The following is a 25,637-nucleotide window of genomic DNA, read 5'->3' as shown; positions in this document are numbered from 1 at the left end:
TAGCGCGGAAGGGGCGGATCGGGTCCTCCAGGGCGAGCTCCTGGTTGTGGCCGATGCCGACGGTAGCCGGGGCGAACGCCGCGCCGCTTCGGTTTCCGCTTCGGCTTCGGCTTCGGCGCGGGATCACCGCGGCTTGCCGGACGCAGACCTGCTCTCCATCCTGGCACTCCGCCGTGATCAGTTGTTTGGGTGTGCTTGTTCCCACGCCTGTCGGACTCCTGCGGGAATGCGTCCGCGCATCGGGACGTCGTATCCGTTCGCACGCCCCCATGCTCGGATGTCCTGGGTGTGGGAGGGGGCACGTGCTGGTGGCAGAGGTGGGGACCACTCGTCCAGGCGTGACGGCTCGAAGCAGATGCCGCCTTGCAGAAGCCCCCTGGGAACTGGGGAACGGTCGTGTCGCCGCTGAGGACGGAGGCGAGGAACCGGGTCAGGATCCAGAGGTAGTTCGCGAAGCGTCCCGGGTCGTAGGTCGCGGTGAGCCTCCTGTAGTCCTCGGGAAGGCGCAGGCCGAGTGTGGATTCGACGCTCGGCCACTCCACAGGCGGCTCCTCGGCGGGGGGCAGAGCTCAGTGAGGTACTCAAGAGGGCTCATTGGATTCCGTCCCTGCGTCTGACCTGCTGTGCGGAGTGGTCTGGGTTTCTGAGGTCTGCGGTGAGGTGGAAGCCGCGGTAAACCATCCCCGTACCTCTCCCCCGTGTGCACACCCGCCCCACGGAATACGACCACCCCGTTCGCGATCATGAACCCTAGTGGCTGCTCACCGCCTGGTCAGTCTGCTCACGATGCGCGCCAGGAACCGGTCAGCGCCGAGTGGCACCACGCCGCCGAACCTCGCCGCCTCGACAGGCAACCACCACCTGGACGGCTTCGCCTGGCTCACCGACACCGCCTTCGCGTACACCGACGACTCCCTGGAGCCCCTCGCCCGCCGGGGCGCACGCCGCTGCCCAAGCCCGGCGCCGGCCACGATCCGGACACTTCCGCCAACGCGGTGGCCGAACTCCTCGCGCCGTCAGGGTCAGGCCGGGGTCTTCGGCTGCCGGCTGGTGCCTTGAGCTGCGCGGAGTTCCTCGTTGATGCGCTGCGCTTCTTCGAGCTGGTCCTCGAGGATGATGATGCGGCAGGCGGCCTCGATGGGGGTGCCCTGGTCGACGAGTTCGCGGGCGCGGGCGGCGATGCGCAGCTGGTAGCGGGAGTAGCGGCGGTGGCCGCCTTCGGAGCGCAGCGGGGTGATCAGGCGGTGTTCGCCGAGGGCGCGGAGAAAGGCGGGGGTGGTGCCGAGCATGTCGGCGGCCCGGCCCATGGTGTAGGCGGGGTAGTCGTCGTCATCGAGAGGGACGACGGGGCGGGTACTGCGAGGGGGCATAGACCTCTTCTTCCAAGGGGACGCGTCGAGGGGTCCGGGCGCCGTGCGGCGCCCGGACCCCGAGCTTGCAACACCATCTACCGGCGCACTGCGCCGGCCTTCTGTGTCCGCAGGTTCCGCCCGGGAGGGCAGGGCTGCGGGGATCGCGGATGCGTGACCGGGGACCACCTTCCAATCCGGGGCCTGCGGTACCCGGGCGGACTGCTTCCTCGCCCGGGCGATCCTGATGGCGTTCTGCTCCTTTACCTCGTTGAACTGCTGGGATACGCGGTACTGCTGCGCGGCCCCTGGGGCCGCCCGGCCCGGCAGCCGGTGGAGGAACCGATCACTTCCGACTCCGCCCCTCCGCTGCCGGACCGCCCTGCTTGCACGGCAGTTCGTCTCTGCCGCGCCCTTCGACTTCTGGACTACGCACCAAACAATAACCCCCTCGGCTGGCAATGTCTACACTCGCCACTACAGATTTCCTCTCAGCTCAGGTTCCGAGAATCTTCCTCTCTTGCGCCCGGAAGAGTTACCTGGCTGATTGAAGGGCCGCGGTGATGGAGCACAACCCCGCTCTGGGAGGCCGTCGCCTTGGCGGTGTCCGAGCCGGCCACCGACGTTCCGCGCCGCGGCGGCGGCCGCTGCCGGAAGGAACTGGGCGCCGACACGAACACGGTGCACGTCACCGCGAACGCCCTCGCCCCTCACCTCTCGCCCCTCGCCCACGGCGGCCGGGGGATCGCCCCTCGGGACCGATCCGGCCCCGCTGCTCACAGCCAGGAGCGGCGGGGCTCGCCCAGGCCCGCGTCCCGGGAGCGCGTACCGGCGCGGCGCGGCCACCGACCTGCCGGAACTGTGATCGACGCGGTCCCACGCCTGGAACTCCGCCCCGCCGCGGATGTCGTCGGCCAGGTACTCGTGCCGCGATGCCTGGCACGCATCGAACCGGGCTGCTCCTCGAGGTAGCCCACGGAGGGCAAGATTCCCTATTTGCCCCTGTCTGACGTACAACCTTCCGGTGCGGCGGCCCGTCTCACCGGTATCAGAGTTCCGCGACCAAGCTCGACCAAGGGGGACAGGATGCGACGTATCAAAACGGCAGTGGCGGTGCTCGCGCTCGCGGGCGCCACGCTGTGGACGGCGGCGGGCACTGCGGGCGCGGCCCCGGCGGAGGGACCGCGCGCGGCTGCGGCCTGCCCGACGGGCTGGGGCAGCGGCGCCAAGGGTGGTGCCGCCATGGGGGCCGATCACCTGGAGGACATCAGGACCGGACAGCACGAGTGCTACGACCGCATCGTGTTCGACGTGCCCGGCGGCGGCGACAAGATCGGCTACCAAGTCCAGTACGTGGACCGGTTCCACACGGACCCCTCGGGCGAGTACATACCCGTTGCCGGCGGGGCGATCCTCGACATCCGCGTCGGCGCGTGGAGCTACGACCTGGAGGCCGGCGCGCCGACCTACCCGGGCAAGGTGGGCGAGGCCCTGCCCGGCGTGAACATCAGTGGGTACCGCACCTTCCGGGACACCCGGTTCGGCGGCACCTTCGAGGGGCAGACGCAGGTCGGTCTCGGCGTACGCGCCCGACTGCCGTTCCGCGTGGTCCAGTTGGAGGACCGGGTCGTGGTCGACGTGGCTCACAGCTGGACGAGCTAGCCCACGCCCGGCCCGGCATGGACGCCAGCGTTCTGTGTCCCTTGCCGCCCAGCTCAAGGGCTCCCGTGCTGCTGAGATGAGACTTCGAACACCTCCCTCAACAGCACGGGAGCCCTGTCCGTTGCGCCGGCTCGCGCCGGCTCCGTCCCCCGATCGGTGGCCGCCCTGAAAAGGCGCCATCGACGTTCGCTCAGGCAGGAAGGGCGGTGACGCCGAGGGCGAAGTCCAAGTTCCCCACCCCGTGGTTGGCGAGGCCCACCGTGACCACGCCCGCTCCTTCCAGCCAGTGCGCCATCTTCAGGCCGCCCACGTCCAGCGGGCGCAGTCCGAGGGTCTCGATGAACGCCTCCACACTCGCCTTGGCCTGCGCATTGTCACCGGCGATGAAGACGTCGGGCCGACCCTTCTCCAGGACATGGCGGAAGACGGTGTTGAAGGCCTTCACCACGCTGGCGCCGGCCGGGGCCGCTTTGGCGACTTCCTGCGCGATCGAGGTCTCCGCGCGGTGGGCCAGCCCGTCGAACGTGGAATTGAAGGGATTGCTGATGTCGACGATGACCTTGCCCGCGAGAGCGTCTCCGTACTGGGCGACGGCCGGCACGACGCCGTTGTACAACAGGGCCACGATGACGATGTCCCCGGCCGGGGCGGTGCCCCATTCTCCGGTCGTGGCGCCGTCACCGAGAGCCTTGGCCAGGTCAGCGGCCTTGGACTGATCGCGGCCCATGACCTCGACGGTGTTGCCGCCCGCTATTGCGCGCGCGCCGATGGTGCGGGCCATGTTTCCGGTGCCGATGATGCTGATGTCGCTCATGAGATGTCCTGCCCTGGTTGTGGGTTGTTCGGTTCAGATGGCGGTGGTGCCGCCGTCTGCGACCAGCTCCATGCCGTTGACGTAGCTGGAGTCGTCGGAGGCGAGGAAGAGGGCGGCGGTGGCGATTTCGTCGGGGCGGCCCATCTGGCCGCGGGGGATGAGGGACTCGAACTGGCGCTTGGTGGCCTCGTCGAAGAGTTCTTCCTGCTTGGCGGTGGCGACCTGGCCGGGGGTGAGGACGTTGACACGAATACGGCGGTCCTTGAGCTCGTTGAGCCAGATGCGGGCCCAGGCCTGCTGGACGGCCTTGCTGCCGGCGTAGACGCTCCAGCCGGGGAAGGCGCCGAGGGAGGCGTTGGAGCCGGTCATGAGGATGGAGCCGCCGTCGTTGAAGAGCGGAAGGGCCTTCTGGACGGTGAACAGGGTGCCGCGGGCGTTGAGCCCGAACCAGGTGTCGAACTGGGCCTCGGTGATCTCGCCGAGCGGGGCAGGCTCGCCGCCGCCGGCGCTGGCCCACAGCACGTCGAGACTGCCCTTCTCCCTCTTGACGGTGTCGTAGAGGCGGTCCAGGTCGTCCAGGTCGGCGGCGTCGCCCTGGACTCCGGTGACGTTGCGGCCGATCTGCTTCACGGCCGCGTCCAGGGCGTCCTGGCGGCGGCCGGTGATGAAGACGTGCGCTCCCTCGTCGACGAACAGCTTCGCGCCGGCCAGCGCCATGCCGGTGGTGGCGCCGGTGATGACCGCTACCTTGCCGTCGAGCTTGCCCATAGTCGCTCCCTTGGGTCGGTGGTGCCGTGCGCACCTGGGACGACGGTGTTATGTACACCGCCCTGTGTACGTACCGTACGGGGCGGGCGGCCGGGGCGCAAACTAAGTACACCGGTCGTTACCAAGCCGGGGTACCATGGAGCCATGACGGAGTTGGAGAAGGGCCCCACGGGCCGCCGCCGCGGCCGGGGCGCCCGCGAGCGCATCCTCAGCGCGTCCCAGCAGCTGTTCCGCGAGCAGGGCATCAACCGCACCGGCATGGACCAGCTCTGCGCGGCGGCCGAGGTGTCCAAGCGCACGGCCTACCAGCACTTCACCAGCAAGGACGAACTCGTCGCCGAGTACCTGCGCCGGTTCGACCCCTCCGTTCTGTCCGGCGTGTTCGACCGCACCGACCTCACGCCCCGCGAACGGCTCCTCGCCGCCTTCGACATCCCTCCGACCACCCCCCTGTGCCCCTACATCGCCGCCGCCGTCGAACTCCACGACCCCCAGCACCCCGCGTCCCAGTACGCACGCGACTACAAGAAAGCCGTCGCCGCGCGGTTCGCCGACACCGCCCGCGAAGCCGGCGCCGCCGACCCTGAACAACTCGGCGAGCAGCTCGCGCTGCTCCTCGACGGCGCCGCGGCCCGCACCCGGGTCCTCAACGCCGACGCCTTCCCCACCGCCGCCGCCATCGCCGCCGTCCTCATCGACAACGCCATCCCCGCCACAGCCAGCGATGACCGGCGACGGGAGGAAGTGCCAAGCTGAGTTGGCACTACGCGGCCGGGCTGGACGCGCTGCCGGTCGCGCGGCTGCACCCGCTGGTACGCGACATCAGCCGCCCGGCACCTAAAGGGTGTTGCAGAAGGCTTGGTGGCGGGTGTTTTGCCTGTATGGGTGGGGTGTTGAGGGCTGAGCCGGTGTGGGTGGAGACGTTCACCGGGTTGCGGATGGGGCGGTTCGAGAAGCTGCTTCGGGTGGTGCGGGAGCGGGGCGGCAACGGCCCCGGTGATGGTCGGCCGTGGTGCCTTCCGCTGGCCGAGCGGGTGCTGCTTGTGGCGTGTACTACCGCACGAACCTCACCATGCGGCAGCTCGCACCGCTCTTCGGCTGCTCACCGGCCACCGTCTGCCGCGTCATCCAGCGTCTGCGACCGTTGCTTGCACTGGAGCCGGCGCCCAGGCCGGTGGCGGGCGTGGAACGGTTATGGATCGTGGACGACACCCTGATCCCGGTCCGTGACCGAACGGTCGGCGCCTCCTCACGCAACTACCGGTTCTCCGCGAACGTGCAGGTCATCATCGACCCCGACACCCGCCTGGTAGCGGCGTCCGCCCTGCCGGCACCCGGTAACAAGGCAGACGCGCATGTCTGGCGGGAGTCCAACCCGCCCGCCCTCGCAGCGGGCACGATGGTGATCGCGGACGGCGCTTACCTGGGCACCGGGCTGATCGTCCCGCACCGCAGGAGAGCCGGGCGCCCCCTCCTGCGCGGCCAGGAGAAGGACAACGCCGAACACCGGCGCGTCCGTGCCCGCGTCGAGCACACCTTTGCCCGGATGAAGAACTGGAAGATCCTCCGCGACTGCCGCCAAAGGGGCGACGGCCTCCATCACGCCGTCCAGGCCGTCGCCACCATGCACAACCTCGCCATGGCAGGGTGAAACAGCAGGTCAGCCATCACCCAGACACGCCGCCACCAAGCCTTTTGCAACACCCTTTGAAAGCTGTCCCGTAACTGCTGGTCACGGGTGAGATGATCTTGTCGTGTCTGGTGTGATCACGGCGTCGGAGCCCTCCTGGACAGCTCCGTTCGCCGGGCTGAGCCCGCGTCAGTTCGACAAGAATCATCACCGCGTTGCGGCGTGAGGGTGCAGACCTGGTCCGCAAGGGCCGACCGTGGCGCCTGCCGCTGGTTGCCGCGTACTGGCGCACGAATCTCACCCTGCGCCAACTGGCCCCGCTGTCCGGGGTGTCGAAGTCGGCCGCCGACCGTGTCATCGACAACCTCGGGCCGTTGCTCGCGCTCCAGCAACGCAGAAGGTTCCGCATGGATGCCGTGCTGATTGTGGACGGCACCCTGGTCCCGACCCGCGACCACACCATCGCCGAGCAGTCGAAGAACTACCGGCACTCCACCAACCACCAGGTCGTCATCGACGCCGACTCCCCTCGTCGTCGCCGTCGGCCGGCCGCTGCCCGGCAACCGCAACGATTGCAAGGCGTGGGAACTTTCCGGCGCGAAGGCCGCCGTCGGCCGGGCCACGGTCATCGCGGACGGCGGTTATCGGGGACCGGCCTGCTCATTCCGCACCGCCGTGAACGCGGCCAGACCGAACTGCCAGCTTGGAAAGAGGGGTACAACACAGCGCACCGCAAGGTCCGGACCCGCGTCGAGCACGTCTTCGCGCGGATGAAGACATGGAAGATCCTTCGTGACTGCCGCCTGAAAGGCGACGGCGTTCACACCGCCATGCTCGGCATCGCCCGGCTGCACAACCTCGTCCTCGCGGGGTAACTCCCGCCCCATACGAGACCAGAGAGGCCCAAGGGAGGTGCCTCCCCACCTCGCCGGCTCGAGAATGTTCAGTCGATACAGAACTCGTTGCCCTCGATGTCCAGCATCGGGATGCACGACTCGTTTTCCCCATCGGCATACAGCGTTTGCACGTGGGTCGCACCGAGCGCAACCAGCCGTGCACACTCAGCTTCGAGCGCGGCGAGGCGCTCGTCCCCCACGAGCCCGGTGCCGACCCGAACGTCGAGATGCACCCGGTTCTTGACGATCTTGCCTTCCGGGACGCGCTGGAAGTACAGGCGCGGGCCCACGCCTGAGGGATCACTGCAGGCGAACCATGATCCCTGCTTCTCAGGCGGCAGGGTGCCGTTGAAATCGTCCCAGGTCGTGAACCCCTCAGGTGGCGGCGGCATGACGTACCCCAACACTTCACACCAGAAGCGAGCGAGGCGCTCAGGTTCTGCGCAGTCAAAGGTGACTTGGAACTTCTTGATCTCTGACATCGGTGCACCGTACCGCGTACCAGGGGGACCCGGACAGCTCAACGGCATGGAAGCCCTGTCCGTTGCGGACCTCGCTCTCACCCTGCCACCGTCACCCGATCAGTGGCCACGCTGAAATTGCTCGGTATCTACCTGTTGTCCCGCGATCTCTCGTAGGCGGCCAGCTCCTCCGCGTTGCCGATGAAGGCCGGGCCGCAGTGTGATGGCAGACGATCGACGACCATCGCTACCGCAGCTTGCGCGCTGTCTGTCTCGGCGATCCGCGGGCTGGTTCGGCTCGGCCCTTCGACGTAGTACCGGCCGTCTCCCAGGGTTCCGATGTAGGGGATGTCCCAGGTGTGGCGGATTTCCGTGCACCTGCTGAAGTGCAGCTCCCACATGCCGGCCCAGGGGTAGAGCTGGCGAAGCAGCGGCTCTGCATGCGCCACCAGCACCAGCTTGGCAAACGGAGCGGCAAGCGGCGATCCTTCCGGTCGGCGAGGTTCGCCGGCCGTGGTGAGGATTTTGTGCCAGGCCGCTTCAACAGTATTGGTCATGCCGTGATTGTGCGGGCACTGCTGCCTGTCATCAAAGATCATTTCCTGGCAGATCATGGTCGGATGCGCCGACACGAACTCAGTGACCAAGAGTGGGACAAGGCATACAGCTCTCGCGCATTCCGCGCCTACCTGCGCAAACGCCACACCACCCCCGAGAAGGCCGACCAACAGCGACACCGACACAACCGCGGCCGCCAAGGCGGCCGACCCCCCAGCTTCGACCGCGAGACGTACCGTCGACGCAACACCGTGGAGCGGTGCTTCAACAGACTGAAGCACTTCCAAGGCGTCGCCACCAGGTACGACAAGACCGTCACCTCCTACGAAGCGGCGATCAGCCTGGCATCGTTCCTGCTCCGGGCGAGATCCGTTTAAGACGGGGCCTAGATCCGCGTTTCCGCAGACAGCCGAGAACTGGAGCGGCGGCCTGGCAACCCGCTACCGGAAGAACACCACCGTCTTTCGAGCCGGACTTCACATCGCCGGGGCATCTTCATCGGCTCCACTCGCTGACCCATGCGAACCCACCTGACGGAGTCAGTTCCACGGTTCCCTGTACGGATTTTCGCCCAGCACCTTCGCTGCGGCCACACAGAGGTCTTCGCCGTAGAGCTGGTTGCTGCCCCATCCGGAGCCCCACAGGTCGGACGCCGCCTGGGCCACAGCGCGCCAGGAATAGTCCTCATCACAACGCCACGTGCGAATTTGCGCAGCCATCTCCGGCGTGATCGTCGCGGGGTCCACAGCGTTGTGTGCCATTCCAGCGATCCTAGAGACGTCACGAAGAAGGCGGCCACCGGATTACGTCCCCTGCCGCCCATCGGGCGGTCACGCCCCAGGGCTTCACTTTCAGGACTCGGCGGGCGCACGCCGTCGAGGGACTCCAGCACATCGGGTGCTGAGAGTTCTGTGCGCTGCTCCGCTCCGCAGGTTGTGGAGGCCGGCGATGCTCTCCAGGTGGAGCCTGATGCCTTGCGGGGTGGGGCCGCACGTACTGGATACCGAAGGGGGGTTCGAGGAGGAGTCGCGCGTACTGGGCCCTCTTCTACAGGCTGCGCCGAGCAAGGAGTACGCCCTCGCAGAGCCCGGCGTCCGGCGCCCGAAGCCCGACGCCTGCAGTCCAAAGCCCAGCCCCCGGCCCTCGAAGCCCGACGTCCGCCTGCTGATCGCGCAGCAGGCGATCGGCCAGGCCGACGAGCCCGGCATGCCCACCACGATGCCCTCGCTCAACAGCCGCCCCCGGCCGTTCCAGGTCCGCGACCGTGCGGCACCCTTCGACGTCCCCGCCACCGAGAACGCCAACCGGTCCAACCCCGGCCACCTCGCCGCCCCTTCGCCCGTGTCGTCACCCTCTCGGTCCCCGCCGAGGGCGACGACGCGGAGGCAGGTGCCACGATCGCCACCGTCGAGGTGATGAGGCTGGAGGCCGCCGTCACCGCCCCGAAGTCCGGCACGTCTCCCGTCCCCCGTCTCCCGTCTCCCGTCTCCCGTCCCCCGTCCCCCGCCTCACCCATCCGCATCCAGCAGATGGAGGTCGGCGACCTCCTGCTCGAACTGCTCGAACTCACCTGAACCCCACCGCTGTCACCCCTCCCGAGCGCGAACCGCGTTCGGCCGCTGCCGTTTTCACCGCCAGTGCCCCGAAACAGGCAGCATTCGCCCCGTCGCGAACGACACGCGAACCCGGCAGTCGGGGCACTCGTTCGGGCTGCGCGCCAAGTTACTGGCCGGCCACGTCTTGACCCCCCGCACCCACAGGCTTAGCGTTCCGGCGTTCCTACGGAATTGAAACGATTCAATCCCGTGTCGAGTCATCTTGTGGGGCGCACCTATGCCTGAATTCCTCTCGCGACGTGGCGGGATGTCCCGGCGCACGGTCCTCGCCGTCGCGCTGGCGGCCGGCACCGTGGACGCCGTCGGTACCGTTTCAACCGGCGCCGCCGCCCTTCCCGCGGCCGGCAGCGCCGGGCCGGCCGCCGACTGGTTCGCGCGTCCGCCGCGCTCCGTGCGTCCCAAGTTCCGCTGGTGGTGGCCCGACGGCCTCGTCGACCCCGACGAGATCGCCCGCGAGATCGACCAGATCGCGGACGCGGGCTTCGGCGGGGCCGAGATCACCGCCGTCCACCACAGCGTCAAGAACAAGTCCCTGCTGGACACCGAGCACCACGGGTGGGGCAGCGCGCCCTGGCGCGCCGGGGTCGAGGCGGCCTTGAGCCGGGCGGCCCGACGCGGCCTCACCGTGGACCTCACCCTCGGCCCGAGCTGGCCCGTGGCCGTGCCCGGCGTCACCCCCGACGACGAGGCCGCCGCCCAGGAACTCGCCCACGGCCGGGTCACGGTGACCGGCGGAGCCGAATACCAGGGCCCGGTCCCGCCGCCGGTGCACGCGGCGGCGGCCGGCGTCACCCGCCGGAGTCTCCTCGCCGTCCAGGCCGCCCGGATCAACCCGGCCCACTCCACCCGCAAGGAGACCGGGCTCGACCTCTACAGCGTCCGCGACCTCACCTCCTCCGTCACCGACGGCACGCTCTCCTGGACGGCCCCCGCCGACGGGGACTGGGTGCTGATCTCCTACTGGCGGCGCGGTTCCGGCCAACAGCCGGAGTCCGGGCCGCACTCCGCGCCCGCCGCCTACGTCGTCGACCACTTCAGCGCGGCCGGCACCGCCGCGGTCACCGGCTTCTGGGAGCGGGCCGTGCTGACCGGCTCCCTGCGCGGCCTGCTGAAGGCGGCGGGCGGCGCGTTCTTCGAGGACTCCATCGAGATGGAGACCGATGGGCTGACCTGGACCCCGCTGCTGCCGCGGGCCTTCGAGGAGCGCACGGGACGGCCGCTGCTGCCGTACCTGCCCGCCCTGGTCCTGGACAACAGCAACCAGGTCTTCGCCTTCGAGGCCCAGGTCACCCGGCAGATCCGGCACGACTTCTGGGCGACCGTCTCCGACCTGTTCAACCGGCACCACGTGCGCGCCCTGCGGGACTGGGCGCACTCTCTGGGCATGGGTCTGCGCGCCCAGCCGTACGGGCTGCAGACCGACGCCATCGAGTCCGCCGCACTGCTGGACATCCCCGAGGGCGAGTCCCTCGGTTTCAAGAACCTCGACGACTTCCGCTGCCTGGCCGGTGGCCGGGACATGGCCGGTCACACCGTGCTGTCCTGCGAGTCCGGCGCCTACAGCGGTTCGGCCTACAGCACCACCTGGGACCGCTTCCTGCGCACCATGGGCGGCGCCTACGCGGCGGGCGTCAACCAGACCGTCGTGCACGGCTTCTCCTACGCCACCGCCCCGGAGGCCCAGTGGCCCGGCTTCGCGGCGTTCAGCCCGTACAACGGCGCCCCCGGCTACGGCGAGTCGTGGGGGCCGCGGCAGCCCACCTGGCGGCACGTCGAGGACATCGCCGGCTACCTGGGCCGCGTGCACCGCGTCCTGCAGTCCGGCACCGTCCGCGTGGACGTCGCCGTCTTCCGGCAGACCGGCTACACCGCCACGGGCATCGGCGCGTCCTGGTTCACCGCCACCGGCGTCCCGCTCGGCTGGACGCACCAGTTCCTCAGCGGCCCCCTGCTCGACCTGCCGAACGCCACGGTCGCCGACGGCCGGCTCGCCCCGGACGACCCCGCCTACAAGGCGCTGTTCGTCGAGGGGGACTTCTTCTACGGCTCCACCCCGACCCTCGCCCTGGCCGACGCCCGCAAGCTGCTCACGCTGGCGCGGGCCGGCCTGCCCATGGTGCTGCTCGGCGCCTTCGACCAGGCGCTCACCCCGGGCGTGCCGGGTGCCGGCGAGACCGATGAACTGCGCGCGGTGCTCACCCGGCTGCTCGCGCTGCCGAACGTCGTCCGCGTCACGGACAAGGCGGCGGTCGGCGACGCCCTCGCCGGCCTCGGCGTCACCGCCGACGTACGGCACGCGACCGCGTCCACCCTTCTCAACGCCCACCGGGTCACCCAGGACGCGGACTTCTACTACTTCTGCAACGGCAAGCACGCCGAGACCGTCAAGCCGCCCGTCGCGGCCATCGACCACGACGTCACCCTGCGCCGCACCGTGGGCGGCCACACGGTGCCGTACCTGCTGGATCCGTGGAGCGGCGAGGTGGTCCGCCTCGCCCGCTACACCGAGGACGGCGACGACGTCACCCTGCGCATCAGCCTCCAGCCGGGCCAGGCGGCGATCGTCGCGCTGGGCCGGCCGGGACTCTTCGGCGACCGGCTCGGCAGCCGCCCGCACGCCGTCGCCACCGATGCCGACCGGGTGTTGTTCACCGAGCGGGGGCTGGCCGTCCGCGCCGGCGCCGCGGGTTCGTACACCACCCGCCTGTCCCAGGGCCGGACGGTCACCACCACGCTCCCGCCGGTGCCCGCCTCCATCGTGCCGGGCCGCTGGGAGCTCGACGTCGAGGACTGGTACCCCGGGTCCTCCCCGGCCCGCACCGAAACCGTGCGGCGCGCGCTGACCCTCGACACCCTGCTGCCCTGGTCGCAGATCCCGGAGCTCGCGGACTCCGCCGGCATCGGCCGGTACCGCACCACGGTCACCCTCCCTGCCGACTGGAGCGACGCCCACGGCGCCGTACTGGAGCTGGGACAGGTCAGCGACACGGTCCGGGTCACGGTCAACGGCACCCGGACCGCGCCCGTCGACCGCGTGCACCCGGTCGTCGACCTCGGGGGGCTGCTGCGGGCGGGTGAGAACACAGTCGAGATCGAGGTGGCCACGCCGCTGATCAACCGTCTCCGGGTGACCCGGCCCGAGGTCTTCGGAACCACCGCCCGGCAGGCCTACGGGCTGACCGGTCCCGTGCGGCTGGTGCCCTACGCCCAGGCCGCCGTCGAGTGACCCCCTCGGGGCGCACCGGCCACCGGTGCGCCCCGCACGGCCCTCGCGGCACGGCCGCCGGAGGGTGCGTCGTCGATCCACCCGCCTTGAACGATTCAACCCGCTCCCGCTCCCCTTCGAGGGTCCTCGTCCCCGCCCAGGCCACCCCCCGTTCCGGAAGTCAGTGCCGCCTGCCCGAAGGGAACCCGTCCTGTGCCCGCACCGCACCACGGATCGAAGCCGTCCCGACGCCACGTCCTGTTCGCCGCCTCGGCCGCGGCGGCCCTCACCGCACTGCCGGTGACTCCGGCGGCCGCCGCCGAGTCGCCGGGCGCGGCGGAGTCCGTGCCGACTCCGCCCCTCACCCCCTCCGCGCCGACGCCGGCCCTCACCCCGTTCCCGCTCTCCGCCGTCCGGCTGCTGGAGAGCCCGTTCCTCGCCAACATGCGCCGCACGTGCGCTTACCTGCTCTTCGTCGACGTCGACCGGCTGCTGCACACCTTCCGGCTGAACGTGGGCCTGCCGTCCGCCGCGGAACCCTGCGGCGGCTGGGAGGCCCCCACCGTCCAGCTCCGCGGCCACACCACCGGGCACCTGCTCAGCGCCCTGGCCCAGGCGACCGGCAGACCCTCCAGACGTACTACCCCGCGGATGCGTGCGTACGCGGCCTTCCTCGAACGGCAGGTCAGCGGGGGCATCCTCGACTACGGGCTGGGCGACTGGTTCACCCCCGACCGCACCTTCCCGCGCGCCGTCGCCGGCACCTACGGCTACTGGCGGGTCGTCGACGCCCTGAGCCGCATCGCCGGTGTCCTCGGCGACGCGGAGGCCGCCGCCACCTACCGGGCCAAGGCCGACGCCGCCACCCGGGCACTGGCCGCCAAGTACTACGACGCCACCACCGGGACCTTCGGCGGGGGCGGTCAGGGTGCCGAGGCGCTCGCCCTCGACATGGGCGCCTACCCGGCGGGCGAACGCGACCGCCTGCTCGGCCACTTCACCTCGTCCGTGCAGAACGCCGGCTACCACCTGCTGCTGGGCGAGATCTCCCTGCCCGCAGCCTTCCGCGTGCTCAGCGCCGCCGGCCGGGACGACATCGTCCACGCCGTCGCCACGCGGACGACCAGCCCCAGCTACGGCTACCAGGTGAGGGCCGGCAACACCACTCTGGGCGAGTCCTGGGACGGCGGCCCCGGCCAGTCGCAGAACCACTTCATGCTCGGCGCGATCGACTCCTGGTTCACCACCCGGGTCGCCGGCCTCTCGCAGACCGCCGACTCCGTCGGCTACGCCGAACTGCTCGTCGACCCGGCCGTGGAGGGCGAGATGACGTCCGCGTCCGCCTCCCACCGCACCCCCTACGGCACCGCCCGCACCGCCTGGCAGCGGGACGCCGACACCTTCCGCCTGACACTCGACGTCCCGGCCGGCAGCACCGCGGAGGTCCACGTCCCCGCGACGGAGGGCTCCGCGCGGGCACCGCAGGGGGCGCGGCTGCTGCGCACGGACAACACGGAGGTGGTGTACCAGATCGGCTCGGGCCACTGGAAGTTCGACTCGACCCTGCCGACAACCGGTTCGACGGCTGTGAACTGACGATCCGTCAGCAACTAGCCCGGCGCGTCCCATCGGGACCGGCCCGGGGGCCCGGTCGCCGTCCGACCGGGCCCCCGGCGGGGCGGAGACTGCACGGGGGCCGTTGGCCGGCGGCAACTGCCGCACAATCATCCTTCATGGCCGTCTCCCGTGATCCAGTCGCCCTGTATCCCGACATCGCAGCCGAAGGCAGCCTCGCCGGGGCGCTCCAGGCAGCGGCGGACAAGGAGGGCCTCGGCGTTTCGTTCCAGGCCTCCGAATCCGATCCACTGCTCCACGCCTCGGTCACGAGCATGGTTCCGCATCGGACGATCCTGGGGATCGGCGCCTGGGCGGTCGAACGTCGTTGGTCGATCCGCGGGTGCGAGGCGTTCCAGGACCTCACACTCGTTCAAGGGAACACACAGGATCTCGCTCAAGTGGCTCGGGCCGCTCAGGCCTGGCACGACGGGGCAGAGCTGGGCGAGATCCACCGCGCCGCGCCGTTTGTGCGCCTCACCGGGCGCTTCGAGGTGCCCGACCACGATCCGGCTGGACTGACCGAGTCCGAGTGGCAGCACCTGCGCACAGAGGCCGGCGAAATGGACTGGCCGGAATACCGCTCGCTCATCGAGGCAGCCTACGCCGAGCCGACGCTGCGGGGGCTCTACCCGTTCACCAGCCACTGGACGCTGCGCTTCTCCACCAGCACGCGCCCGCACCTCACCGTTGTCCCGCTGTGCCTGGACGCCCATCGGGAGAAGCCCTACACCCTCAGCACCCGCAACATCGGCGAGGTCGTCGCCGAGGCCATGACGGCGGAGGAGGCGGTGTCGAAGGCCCTGCGTCATCTGCCCTCAGGTCTTGGCGCCGTCACACTCGGGACGCGTTGAACAGGCCGGGTTCGCGGTGTTCGAGGAGCGGGCCAGGCGGAATGCCGGCTGGATCATTCCGTGGGTCTTCAGCATCGGCGCGTCCTCGATCGCCGCCGACTTTCTACAACGCGCAGCGCGTGATCCTTCGGCCTGAATTCAGCCCTCGTACACCTTCCCGTTGTCTTCGGCACCGGATCGTCGCCTGATGCTCGCTACTACGACTCAGACCTGGTGGTGTGCTGCTGGGATTCGGTGGCGTCCGGGCGGAGTCGTGGACGTCGATGCACGGCGCCCGCGCCGCGGCACCGACCTGGATCCGCTCCCGCCCTTACGCCCGGGGGCAACACCACCCGCACCGAGGAGGACCGGCACCATGCCCGAGAGCAACAACCTGGAACAGCGCATACAGCGACTGGAAGACATCGAGGAGATCAAGAAGCTGACCGCCACTTACTCCGACTACATCAACAAGGGCTGGCTCGGCAAGGAAATGGCGTTCGACAAGCTGCCGCGCGTCTTCACCGCCGACGCCACCTGGGAGAGCGCCGCAATGGGCGTCAAGGTCCAGGGCGTCGACGACATCGTCAGCATGCTCCGTGAGAAGACCGCGGGCCCGAACTTCGCCATGCACAATTTCACCAACCCGATCATCGACGTCGACGGGGACACCGCGACCGCCAACTGGCTCCTGTGGGTCGCCGTCGCCATAGACGGCACGCCCAACGAGATCCACTACAGCGAGGACGTGCGCTACACCCGTACCCCGGAAGGTTGGCGCATCCAGGCCATCAACCTGCACTTCGCGCAGATGCTCCTGAAGCCTTGAAACCGCGCGCCATTTCCTGATGGGTGTGGGCGTTGGGGATGCCAGGGATCGTGAGGGCTCGGGGTGCGGGTGCCGGTGCTGGTCACGGCGTCGGCGATGGCGCAGGTCTTGGTGGAGCGGGACTCGCGCCGGCCGTGGGCGGCGGTGGACGCGGTGTACTGCACCGGGATCGCGTTTCGGGGCAGGGCGGCGAGCCGCCGGTGGGTCGTGGGCTGGTTCGTCCTGATCACGGCGATGTAATGGGCCTTCTTGGCCGTCACGAGCCAGGTGATGGTGGCCCTGGCCGAGTGCACTACGTCGAAGGTGACGATGGTGATCGCGACGGTCTGTCCCCGCGGACTCGGCGGCGCGGTGCTGACCGGCCCCGGTCGAGGGCGTCACCCTCCAGGGCAGCGAGGACGCGTCCGATGGTCTCCGCCGACGGCGAGCGGCGCCGGTCCAGCAGACGCCGGCGCGTCCCGAGGGCCGCCAGCACGCCCCGGCGGGCCCGCTGACCGGACTCGGCGGCCTCCTCGATGCTTACACTCTCGTGATCATCGGGCTTGGACGCCGGCCCTATATGCTGCGCGAAGTGTGGACTGGAGGTTCCGGTCGGCGGCGGAAGCCCAACACCAATGACACCGGAGTCACCGGGGGGACCCGCAGCATGACCGGCACCACGGAGGCCCTTGGCGGGTCGGCTGCAGTCGACGACGCAGCGCGAAGCGTCACGCGCCCGTTCTACGTATACGCCGTGCTCGCCAACTCGCTGTTCCAGCGGGGCGTATTCGTCCTCTTCCTTCAGCAGCGAGGCTTCTCCGCCGGGCAAGTGGCCCTCCTTCAGACACTGCTCTACCTGGTCAGCGGACTTGCGGAGTTGCCGACGGGAGTCATCGCCGACCGAATCGGCAGGCGTGCCGGCATCGTGATCGGCCAGGTGCTGACAGCTGGATGCCTGCTCGGTCAGGTGACGTCCTCCAACTACTGGGTGTTCCTGACGCTGTTCATCGGCCAGGGCGTGGGCATGGCGTGTGTGTCCGGTTCGGACACCGCCCTGCTGTACGACCTGCTCGTGCGTCGTGGTGCAACGGCCGGCTACGTCAGGATCAAGTCCCGGTTCACCATGCTCGGGACGGTCACCTCCGGAGTCGCCATCGTCCTCGGCGGCCAACTGCAGCAGTTTTCCTGGGGAGTCGTCTACGTCGGTTCGGCCTCGTGTCTCGTCCTGGCCGTGGTGGTGCTGATGTCACGGGTGCCCGAGATCCGCGGCGCGGACGCGGTGGACGAGCAGGACGGAGCCGAGAAGGAGCACGGCGACGCCACAGCATGGCGGGCGATGCTTCGGGTCGCCACGCCGGCGCTCGTGACGCTTGTCGTGGTGTCCGGATTGATGCATGCGACTTTGACGCCGTACATCATTTTCACGCAGAAGACCCTCTCCGATCAGGGAGCGGGCACCGCATTGGTCAGCGTGGTCATATCGGCGGGATTCTTCGTCGGTGGGCTGACTCCCTTGTTGTCGGACCGCGCGAACCGGCGCATCGGGTATCGGGTCATCGCCCCGGTGTCTCTCCTGACGCTCGCCGTGGCGCTCGGCCTGAGCGGCCTGGGCCTTGTCTGGGTCACCATCGCCGCGTTCCTGGTCCTGGTCGGGATTCCCGAGATCACCGCCGTGCTCGTGGACAACGTGTTCAACGAGGCGGTGCCGTCGCGCCACCGCGCCAGCCTGCTGTCGATGATCGCATTCGTGGAGTCGGCGCTCATCGGCACCGGCTATCTCGTCCTCGGCACGCTCATGGACGGGTTGGGCTCCAGTGTGGGCATGGCCACCTACGCCGCGGTCCCCCTGCTGGCATGTCTCCTGTGGCTCCCGGTGCTCTTCCGAGGGGCACGGCTGACCACCGAGATCGAGAAGCCCGCCGACCAGAAGGCATCCTGAAACGGACCGTCTCACGCAACACCCCAGCCATCACTGAGTGTTTCCTTCCGGCTGGCGTCCGAGGTGGTAGCCCAGGCGCATTTCGTAGTCGCCCGGCTGATTGCGTCCTGCGGCGAGCGCGGCCGGTAGCCTGCGCTTGGACCCCGGCCAGCCGAAGGAGTGCATGTAGATGTCGTAGGAGGACCGCAGGTCCTCTGCGGACGGCAGCGTGTACCGGTTGACCTGCTGTTTCACCGCGGCGATCGACTCCTTGTCAAAGGAGGCGATCCGGCGGGCGAGCGCGTCGACGAACGCGTCGAGTTCCCCGTCGGGGACCGTGCGGTTGACCCATCCGTACCGCTCGGCCAGCTCGCCCGGGTAGTCGTCGCTGGACAGGGCCACCTCCAACGCGCGGGCACGGCCGAGCAGCAGGGGCAGATGCTCAAGGCCGCCTCCGCCGGGCAGGTTGCCGTTGGCTGTCTCAGGCTGGCAGAACAGCGCGCGTTCACTGGCGAAGCGCATGTCCATCGCCTGGATCAGTTCGCTGCCCACGCCCCTGACCCGACCCCGGACCTTCGCCATGGAGACGACGGGCAGACGTGACAGGCGCGTGCCGGCATCGATCAGCAGCGGGTATCCGCTCGCGCCCAGTTCCTTGGGAGTCTCAGCTACCCGGGAGGTGTCGTAGTGGTTCAGGAAGTAATCCGCGTTCGCCGACTCGAACACGGCCACTCGCAGCTCCGGAGCGGCCTCCATCTGATCGACCAGCCTCGGAAGCTCGGCGAGCATCTCCGGGGACACGAGGTTGATCGGCGGGCTGTCGAACGTGATCCGCCACAGACGCTTGGTCTCGGCGGTCACGGAGAAATGGGTCCACTGTTGCATGATTCGTCTCCTTTGCTTTCAGTTGCGCCCCTTGAGAAGCAGCTCATACGAGAGTGGCGAGGTGTACTACGCCGAGCTCCGTGCGCAGTGCCTCGAAGCGGGTGTTGCCGGCGAACAGCTCACGGAGGCTCACCAGTGTCCGCGTCACCTCTGTCTTGACGGCCGGTAACCCGCAGCCTCCTGTTCCTCGTTGTCGACGGCCCGCCGTTGCCACGCGGGCACCGGTGGCTGTACCCGGGCTGGTCCGCGCGATTATCACGCCTGTCCCGCTGGTACCGGCTGGATCTGCGACGGCGCGGCGGTCAGGTCACGATCACCGATTCAGTCGGTCGGCGCAGTGCCAGTCCGAGCAGCCCGTCCGCGTCGAGGTACAGGGGTTCCCAGCCCGGCCGCAACGGATACCAGCGCCGCAGCGGCCCGGTTCGGGTGGGCGCGTGTGTTGGACGAGACCGGTGACATTGCCGGTCCCGTCATGCCCGCCCGGCGTCGACAGTGACACCGCCAGCCCCATGGCGGTGCCCTTCGGCCGTCGGACGCATGTGCGTGCCGGCGAGGCCGAACGGGCAGCTCGCCACGACAGAGAGGACAACTCGTCGTGCAGCACCCCCACAGCAGCACCACGTCACCGCTCCACCGTCCGCACCCGGGCCTCCCGGACCCGCGTACCAGCCGTCGTACCGGACGGCTCGCGGCCCTCGCCGCCGCCGTCGGCGCCGTCTTCGCCCTGACCACACTCGGCGGGCCGGCGGCGCACGGTGCGGACAACCCCTTCGAGCGCGGCCCCGCGCCGACCGAATCGAGCATCGAGGCGCTCCGCGGGCCGTACGCGGTGTCGGAGACGACCGTCTCCCGGCTCGCCGTCAGCGGATTCGGCGGAGGCACCATCTACTACCCGACCAGCACCGCCGACGGCACCTTCGGGGCCGTCGCCGTCTCGCCCGGCTACACCGGCACCCAGTCCTCCATCGCCTGGCTGGGCCCGCGTCTGGCGTCCCAGGGGTTCGTGGTCTTCACCATCGACACGCTCACCACGCTGGACCAGCCGGACTCCCGGGGGAACCAACTGCTCGCCGCGCTCGACTACCTGACGAAGAGCAGCTCGGTCCGCGGTCGTATCGACTCCACCCGTCTCGGCGTGATGGGCCACTCGATGGGCGGCGGCGGCAGTCTGGAGGCGGCGAAGACGCGCCCCTCGCTGCAGGCGGCGATCCCGCTCACCCCGTGGAACCTCGACAAGACCTGGCCCGAGATCAAGACACCCACTCTGATCTTCGGCGCCGACGGTGACACGATCGCCCCCGTCGCGACCCACGCCGAACCCTTCTACAACACTCTCCCCAGCTCGCTCGACCGCGCGTACCTGGAGCTGAACGGCGCCACCCACTTCACGCCCAACACCTCGAACACGACGATCGCGAAGTACAGCGTCTCGTGGCTGAAGCGGTTCATCGACAACGACACCCGCTACGAGCAGTTCCTGTGCCCGCTGCCGCGGCCGAGCCTGACGATCGAGGAGTACCGGGGCAACTGCCCGCACACCGGCTGACCGGGTGGGCGTAGCCATCGATTGATCGTCCGTCCGTGACCCGGCGGCGGTCGCCCGTGACGGCGGCCGCCGCCGGCGTTGTGCCGGAGCACCGTCCGCAACCGCGCGCGGTGTGCGTCGGCACAGACCGCTCGCCGCCAACTCGCCCGGAAAGCGCAGGTGGTCGTCCCTGAAGCCCGGGACAGCAGGTCCGGACGCATGACTTCCACGCTTCTTTACGCGTCAGTAAGGTCGGGGGAATGACCGGACAGACGCCCCTGGGTCTCGTCTCACCGCGGTACCGGCCGGGTCCACAACGGCACGTACTGGCGGCGTTGTCGGACCGGCTGCGTGGCGGTGGTGCCTGCGTCGTGACCGGCGAGCCGGGGGGCGGTCGCTCGGCCTTCCTCGCCCACGCCGCCCGCACCTTCACCGCCGGGCCCGTGGTGACCGTGCGCGCCCGCGCCGGGGAGTTCCGGGAACCGCTGACCGGGCTCCGCTCGTTGTGCCAAGCGGCGGGGACGACCGTCGTCGGCGCCGCCGACCCGGTGCGGGAACTCGTCGGTGCGCTGGAGTCCACGGCAGCGCACCGCACCGTCCTGCTCTGCGTCGACGACGCCGACCTGTGGGACGCCGCCTCCCGGTCCGCACTCGGCCGGCTCGCCGCTCAGTTACTTGCAGGGGGCCGTGTCGCCCTCTTGTTCACCGTCGCCGGACACCGTCCCGTGGATCCGGAGTTCGCCGGTCTGCCGCTGCTGCGCCTGGCTCCCCTGTCCCCGCCGGACGCCGCCGCCCTGCTGGACGACATCGCACAGGACGGGCTGGACCCGGGGGTACGCGACGAGATCTCGGCCGCGGCGGAGGGCAATCCGGCCCTCCTGTTGCGTGTGTTCCAGCGCCTGACCCCGGCCCAGCTACGCGGGCTCGCGCCCCTGCCGCGGCCCGTGGTCGATACCGAGACGCTGACCGCGCTGGTCGGCGGCCACCTCACCGGGGCGCTACCCGGGCAACACGATCTACTGCTGGTGACCGCCGCCGCCTTACAGGTGACGGGAGAGACCACCGTCGACGCCGGTCTCGCGAGGCGCGCGACCACGCGGCTTACCGCGGGCATGTCCCACCTCGGGCCACCGCCGCGGCCACTCACCGACAAGAACCGTTCCGCGCGGAGCTCCAGCCCGCCGTCCCGGCGGTTCGACAACTCCGAGGGACGGTTTGGTCAGAGGCGCGTCCCGCTGTGCGGGCCGCATGCCGCCGACAGCGGTCGACCGGTGCCGCACCGCGACCCCGCTCCGTACGGCGGCGGCGGCAGCGGCGGCAGCGATGACAGCCGGTTCTCACCGTACGCAGCCCCGCTGCCCGAGTTGCTCCAGGCTCGCGACGGCCGGATCGGTTTCCGCAGCACGTTGCTGTGCCGCACGGTCTACGCCGACGCGTCGGCCGAGCGGCGCCGTGCCGCCCACGACGCGCTGGCCGGTGCGCTGCCCGACGGGCGCGGCCTCACTGCGCTGCTGCACCGCTCGTGGGCCGTCGCTGCTCCGGCTCCGTCGCTCGCGGCCGAACTCGCCGCCGCCCCGGCCCAGGCGGATCCGGAGGCGTCGCCCGTACTGCGCTGCACGGCCCTCACCCGCGCCGCCGACCTCACCGCGGACAGCGCCCAGCAGGTCCGGTGGTACACGGCCGCCGCCGAACTGGCGCTGCTCGCCGGGCAGTCCGAGCGGGCCCTACGGCTGCTCGACACAGCCCGCGGTCGCCGGGCGCCCGCCACGGTACGCGCGCGTGCCGAGCTGCTGCGCGGCACGGTACTGCGGTGGGACGGACCCGTCGACGACGCCCGCGAGACCTTGCTGCTCGCCGCGGAGTTGTTCGCTCCGCACGACCCTGAGCGGTGCGCCGAGGCCGCCTTGGCCGCCGCGGACGCCGCCTGGGCGGCGGGTGACCTGGCGGCGTGCCTGCGCGCGCTGGCGGTGGAGGGCCCGGTCCGGGAGCGCTCGTGGTCCGACGCTCACAGCGTGGGAGGCGCGGGGGGCCAGGGTGACGGGGCGCAGTCACCCGGGGGCCTTCTCCCGTCCGCCGGTCCCCGTCTCGCGAACGGGCCGGCCCGGTCCGTCGTACCGTCCGGGGCCCTGCGCGACCACCGGGCGGGCATGCGGGCCGTCCTGCAAGGCCGCTTCGACCTGGCCGCCGCTCCCTTGCGGCGGGTGGTGGACCGCACGTGGACGGCGGCCGAAGGCGTGCGGCTCGCGCCCACCGCCGACGACCACCACGACCGGCTCACGCCCACCACCGACAACCACCACAACCAGCTCCCGCACACCACCGACAACCACCACAACCAGCTCCCGCACACCACCGACAACCACCACAACCAGCTCCCGCACACCACCGACGCACGACACGAACAGCCGCACACGATCGGCGACGGCCCCGGGCAGGCGCCTACCGCAGCCGGCGCCGAACGGCTTCCGCCCCCGACGGCCGACCACCCTCGACAAGAAGACCTCACACACGCCTCCGACCAGCGCCCCCACATGGCCGACGCCTCCCGGCAGTCCCCGCCCCCGCCGAACACCCCCGACACACTGCTGCGAGCGGCCGCCGCGGCCCTGCTGCTCGGCGACACCACCGCCGCCCGGCGGGCCGGTGCGCGGGCGCTCGCCGTGGCTCGAGCGGACGGGTCCGCCGTGCACGAGGCGCGGGCTCTGGAGTTGCTGGCGTACGGCGAACTCCGGGCGGGACGGCATGCGTCGGCCCGGGCTCATGCCGAGGCGGGCCTGGGCAGCGCGTACCGCACCGGGCAGCGGAACACGGCCGCCCATCACCACGCCGTGCTGGCCCTGGCGGCGTCGATCGAGGGCGAGGCGCACACCGTCGCGGAGCACGTCACCGCCGCGCTGGCCACCGCCCGACGGCACGGACTGGCACAGGCCGCCGCGCTGGCCCAGTGGGCCGCTGCCCGCGCCGATCTGGGCCACGGCCGTCCGCGTGAGGCCGCGGAACGGCTCGGCCCGCTGGTGCGGCCCGGCCCGGGACGCGGGCACTTCGCCGTGTGGATGCTGGCCGTGCCGTGTTACGTGGAGGCGTGCGCGCTGGCCGGGCAACCGGACGAGGCCCGGGATGCGGTCGAGGACTTCGCGCGCTGGGCGGCGTGTGACGCCGACCGGCAAGCTCCGGCCCAGTTGCTGCGCTGTCGCGCCCTGCTGGCTCCGCCCGAGCCGGCCGACGCGCTGTACCGGGAAGCCCTGCGGCGGCACGGGGAGGCCGCCGGGGACTTCGAGCGGGCCCGCACCGAATTGCTGTACGGCAAGTGGCTGCGCAGACGCCGTCGGCTGCGCGAGGCGCGCGGCCACCTGCGGGCCGCCCTGCTCGACTTCGAACGCTGCGGTGCTCGCCCGTGGGCGCAGCAGGCGGCGGCCGAACTGCGGGCGAACGGGGTGTCCGGGACGACAGGGCTGGCCGGGACGGCGGGAACGGCCACAGCGGGCGCGGCGGTGGGAGGGGGCGGCTCCTCGGCCCGGGGCGGGGTCCTGCCGGACGGGCTGGACCGGCTCACCCCGCAGCAGCTGCGCATCGCCCGCCGCGTCGCCCAGGGCCTCACCAACCGGGAAGTGGCCCTGGGCCTGTCCGTGAGCACCCGCACCATCGACTATCACCTGCGCAACGTCTTCGCCGCACTCGGTGTCCGCTCCCGGGTGGAGCTGGCACGGCTGGTGGAGCAGGCGGAAAAGAACAGTGCACAACTCTAGGGACCGACCGGACGGTATGTCATTCTTCGGAGCACGACGCGTCAGCCGACCCTGGGGGAGACTTCCATGCGCCCTGCCGTACGGCCACGACCCGCGTTCCGCCCGGGGCCCCAGCCGGCGCCCCGGCCCCGCGCACCACGCCCCCGGTCGCTGATCGACGCCGAGGCCCTGGGGGTGCTGCACCGCGCCGCCCGGGCGTTGCTGGACGACCTGCCCGGTCTCACCGACCGGCTGGTCTGCGCCTTGCGGGAGCGGGAACCGGCTTACCGGGCCGCGCTGGAGGACGACCACCCGGGTGTCTGGCAGGAGGTGCACCGCTCGTTGCGGCACAGCGTCTCCTCGCTGCTCGACCCGCGCGGCACCCGCGACGCCGCACACCGCTGCTCCTGGCGCATCGGGGTCGGTCGTGCCGAACAGGGGTTGCCGTTGGACGCGCTGCTGCACGCCTTCCGGCTGGGCGGCTCGCTGGTGTGGCAGGAACTCGTCGACGTCACCTCCCGCACCGCTCCGGAGGACGTACGGCTGCTGGTGCACGTGGCCGGCGACGTCTGGGACTTCGTCGACGAACACTGCACGCTCGTCGCGGACGCCTACCGGCAGACCGAACGACGGCTCGCGTGGCGGCGCGAGAACCGGGTACGGCTGCTGGCCGCCGCGCTGCTGGACGGTACCGGCCGCATCGCCGACCTGCCGGAGACCGCGCAGGCCCTCGGTCTGCCCGAGCAGGGCCGGTACGTCGTCGTCGCGGTCGCGGGCGTGCGGTCCGCCGATGCCGTACGGGCCCTGTTGCCCCCGAGTGCGCGGGTGCACTGGCACACCGGTCCGGAGACGGAGCATGGCATCGTCCTGGCCGAGGACGGCGTCGTGCCGGTGCCGGACCAGCCGCCGCCCGGGATGCACGTCGGGATCGGCCTGCCCTTCGACGGACTGGCCGGTGTGGGCGAGGCGCGCCGACTGGCCGACACCGCACTGCGGCTCTGTGGCGACGCGGGTGGCACGGTGCGACTCGACGAGCATCTCCCCGAGGCACTCGTCGTGTCCTGCCCGGAACTCGCCGGCCTGCTCGTCGAGCGCGCGTTCGGCCCGCTCGCAGGGCTGGAGCCGGCCGACGCGGACGTGCTGCTCGACACGCTGGCCGCCTGGCTGGCCTGCGACGGCTCAGCCCAGCGGGCGAGCAGACGGCTGTACTGCCACCGCAACACCGTTCTGAACCGCCTGCGCCGCTACGAGCAGCTCACGGGCAGTTCCCTGTCCCGCCCCGCCGACCTGGTCGAGGTCGCCCTGGCCCTGACCGCCCGCCGACTCAGCCCCCGGCGGCCAACCTCCTGACCACCCAGCGACTCCGCCGT

General features: G+C 70.7%; 21 protein-coding genes and 1 pseudogene. 14 read left to right on the top strand and 8 right to left on the bottom strand.

The window, feature by feature from the left end; translation table 11 throughout:
* Window positions 1–177 precede the first annotated feature (177 nt).
* Both OO52_RS52100 and OO52_RS19460 read right to left on the bottom strand, forming a co-directional pair.
* Window positions 178–537 carry an Lsr2 family DNA-binding protein gene (locus OO52_RS52100; RefSeq protein WP_234339794.1) on the bottom strand — a complete coding sequence of 120 codons (360 nt, stop codon included), beginning with the start codon at window positions 535–537 and terminating at the stop codon, window positions 178–180.
* A 485-nt stretch (window positions 538–1,022) separates the two neighbouring features.
* A complete protein-coding gene (locus OO52_RS19460; RefSeq protein ID WP_030647773.1) occupies window positions 1,023–1,370 on the bottom strand; it encodes a MerR family transcriptional regulator in 348 nt (115 codons plus the stop codon).
* A 1,065-nt stretch (window positions 1,371–2,435) separates the two neighbouring features.
* Between OO52_RS19460 and OO52_RS19455 the strand changes: the two genes are divergently transcribed.
* Window positions 2,436–3,011, top strand: a complete 576-nt coding sequence (locus tag OO52_RS19455; protein WP_030647770.1) for an AMIN-like domain-containing (lipo)protein — start codon at window positions 2,436–2,438, stop codon at window positions 3,009–3,011.
* 190 nt (window positions 3,012–3,201) lie between these two features.
* Here the strand turns inward: OO52_RS19455 and OO52_RS19450 are convergent, their stop codons facing one another.
* Together OO52_RS19450 and OO52_RS19445 are read right to left on the bottom strand one after the other, a co-directional pair.
* Window positions 3,202–3,825: an NADPH-dependent F420 reductase gene (locus tag OO52_RS19450; RefSeq protein WP_030647767.1), complete on the bottom strand. Its 624-nt coding sequence runs from the start codon at window positions 3,823–3,825 to the stop codon at window positions 3,202–3,204.
* 33 nt (window positions 3,826–3,858) lie between these two features.
* A complete protein-coding gene (locus OO52_RS19445; RefSeq protein WP_030647764.1) occupies window positions 3,859–4,593 on the bottom strand; it encodes an SDR family NAD(P)-dependent oxidoreductase in 735 nt (244 codons plus the stop codon).
* 144 nt (window positions 4,594–4,737) lie between these two features.
* Here OO52_RS19445 and OO52_RS19440 point away from each other — a divergent pair, with 144 nt between their 5' ends.
* The 3 genes and pseudogenes from OO52_RS19440 to OO52_RS19430 all read left to right on the top strand — a co-directional run bounded on the left by OO52_RS19440 (window position 4,738) and on the right by OO52_RS19430 (window position 7,098).
* On the top strand, window positions 4,738–5,349 hold the full coding sequence (locus OO52_RS19440; RefSeq protein ID WP_030647761.1) for a TetR/AcrR family transcriptional regulator: 612 nt from the start codon (window positions 4,738–4,740) through the stop codon (window positions 5,347–5,349).
* 125 nt (window positions 5,350–5,474) lie between these two features.
* Window positions 5,475–6,244 (top strand): annotated as a pseudogene (locus tag OO52_RS19435) (transposase).
* Window positions 6,245–6,438: 194 nt separating this feature from the next.
* On the top strand, window positions 6,439–7,098 hold the full coding sequence (locus OO52_RS19430; RefSeq protein WP_324608300.1) for a transposase: 660 nt from the start codon (window positions 6,439–6,441) through the stop codon (window positions 7,096–7,098).
* A 68-nt stretch (window positions 7,099–7,166) separates the two neighbouring features.
* Here the strand turns inward: OO52_RS19430 and OO52_RS19425 are convergent, their stop codons facing one another.
* The 3 genes from OO52_RS19425 to OO52_RS19410 all read right to left on the bottom strand — a co-directional run bounded on the left by OO52_RS19425 (window position 7,167) and on the right by OO52_RS19410 (window position 8,899).
* Window positions 7,167–7,601: a VOC family protein gene (locus OO52_RS19425; protein ID WP_030647755.1), complete on the bottom strand. Its 435-nt coding sequence runs from the start codon at window positions 7,599–7,601 to the stop codon at window positions 7,167–7,169.
* A gap of 128 nt (window positions 7,602–7,729) precedes the next feature.
* Entirely contained in the window at window positions 7,730–8,227 is a 498-nt protein-coding gene (locus tag OO52_RS52775) for a DUF6193 family natural product biosynthesis protein (protein ID WP_234339793.1), read from the bottom strand.
* A gap of 450 nt (window positions 8,228–8,677) precedes the next feature.
* The gene (locus tag OO52_RS19410) at window positions 8,678–8,899 is read right to left on the bottom strand and encodes a hypothetical protein (RefSeq protein WP_030647746.1); all 222 of its coding nucleotides are present in this window, start codon (window positions 8,897–8,899) and stop codon (window positions 8,678–8,680) included.
* A 654-nt stretch (window positions 8,900–9,553) separates the two neighbouring features.
* Here OO52_RS19410 and OO52_RS54585 point away from each other — a divergent pair.
* The 7 genes from OO52_RS54585 to OO52_RS19380 all read left to right on the top strand — a co-directional run bounded on the left by OO52_RS54585 (window position 9,554) and on the right by OO52_RS19380 (window position 18,153).
* Window positions 9,554–9,712 (top strand): hypothetical protein, encoded by a 159-nt coding sequence (locus OO52_RS54585; RefSeq protein ID WP_158712522.1) that lies wholly within the window; start codon window positions 9,554–9,556, stop codon window positions 9,710–9,712.
* A gap of 259 nt (window positions 9,713–9,971) precedes the next feature.
* A complete protein-coding gene (locus tag OO52_RS19400) occupies window positions 9,972–12,980 on the top strand; it encodes a glycosyl hydrolase (RefSeq protein WP_030647740.1) in 3,009 nt (1,002 codons plus the stop codon).
* A gap of 192 nt (window positions 12,981–13,172) precedes the next feature.
* Complete coding sequence (locus OO52_RS19395) at window positions 13,173–14,555, top strand: alpha-L-rhamnosidase C-terminal domain-containing protein (protein WP_030647737.1); 1,383 nt, start codon at window positions 13,173–13,175, stop codon at window positions 14,553–14,555.
* A 137-nt stretch (window positions 14,556–14,692) separates the two neighbouring features.
* Window positions 14,693–15,427, top strand: coding sequence for a DUF6193 family natural product biosynthesis protein (locus OO52_RS19390; protein ID WP_030647734.1), 735 nt, complete (start codon window positions 14,693–14,695; stop codon window positions 15,425–15,427).
* Window positions 15,428–15,782: 355 nt separating this feature from the next.
* Window positions 15,783–16,235 (top strand): nuclear transport factor 2 family protein, encoded by a 453-nt coding sequence (locus tag OO52_RS19385; protein WP_030647731.1) that lies wholly within the window; start codon window positions 15,783–15,785, stop codon window positions 16,233–16,235.
* A gap of 96 nt (window positions 16,236–16,331) precedes the next feature.
* Window positions 16,332–16,475 carry a hypothetical protein gene (locus OO52_RS50870; RefSeq protein ID WP_158712521.1) on the top strand — a complete coding sequence of 48 codons (144 nt, stop codon included), beginning with the start codon at window positions 16,332–16,334 and terminating at the stop codon, window positions 16,473–16,475.
* A 406-nt stretch (window positions 16,476–16,881) separates the two neighbouring features.
* Window positions 16,882–18,153 (top strand): MFS transporter, encoded by a 1,272-nt coding sequence (locus OO52_RS19380; protein ID WP_030647728.1) that lies wholly within the window; start codon window positions 16,882–16,884, stop codon window positions 18,151–18,153.
* Between the two features lie 30 nt (window positions 18,154–18,183).
* Here the strand turns inward: OO52_RS19380 and OO52_RS19375 are convergent, their stop codons facing one another.
* Window positions 18,184–18,993 (bottom strand): enoyl-CoA hydratase/isomerase family protein, encoded by an 810-nt coding sequence (locus OO52_RS19375; RefSeq protein WP_234339792.1) that lies wholly within the window; start codon window positions 18,991–18,993, stop codon window positions 18,184–18,186.
* A 619-nt stretch (window positions 18,994–19,612) separates the two neighbouring features.
* Between OO52_RS19375 and OO52_RS19370 the strand changes: the two genes are divergently transcribed.
* The 3 genes from OO52_RS19370 to OO52_RS19360 all read left to right on the top strand — a co-directional run bounded on the left by OO52_RS19370 (window position 19,613) and on the right by OO52_RS19360 (window position 25,617).
* Window positions 19,613–20,563, top strand: coding sequence for a bis(hydroxyethyl) terephthalate hydrolase (locus tag OO52_RS19370; RefSeq protein WP_030647724.1), 951 nt, complete (start codon window positions 19,613–19,615; stop codon window positions 20,561–20,563).
* 239 nt (window positions 20,564–20,802) lie between these two features.
* On the top strand, window positions 20,803–24,288 hold the full coding sequence (locus OO52_RS19365) for a LuxR C-terminal-related transcriptional regulator (protein ID WP_078877025.1): 3,486 nt from the start codon (window positions 20,803–20,805) through the stop codon (window positions 24,286–24,288).
* Window positions 24,289–24,354: 66 nt separating this feature from the next.
* Complete coding sequence (locus OO52_RS19360) at window positions 24,355–25,617, top strand: PucR family transcriptional regulator (protein WP_030647718.1); 1,263 nt, start codon at window positions 24,355–24,357, stop codon at window positions 25,615–25,617.
* Window positions 25,618–25,637 lie beyond the last annotated feature (20 nt).

Source organism: Streptomyces flaveolus (assembly GCF_000716535.1).
In the GTDB taxonomy this organism is placed as follows: domain Bacteria; phylum Actinomycetota; class Actinomycetes; order Streptomycetales; family Streptomycetaceae; genus Streptomyces; species Streptomyces flaveolus_A.
The sequence above is the reverse complement of the archived record's forward strand: the minus strand, read 5'-3'. Positions and strand labels throughout refer to the sequence as shown.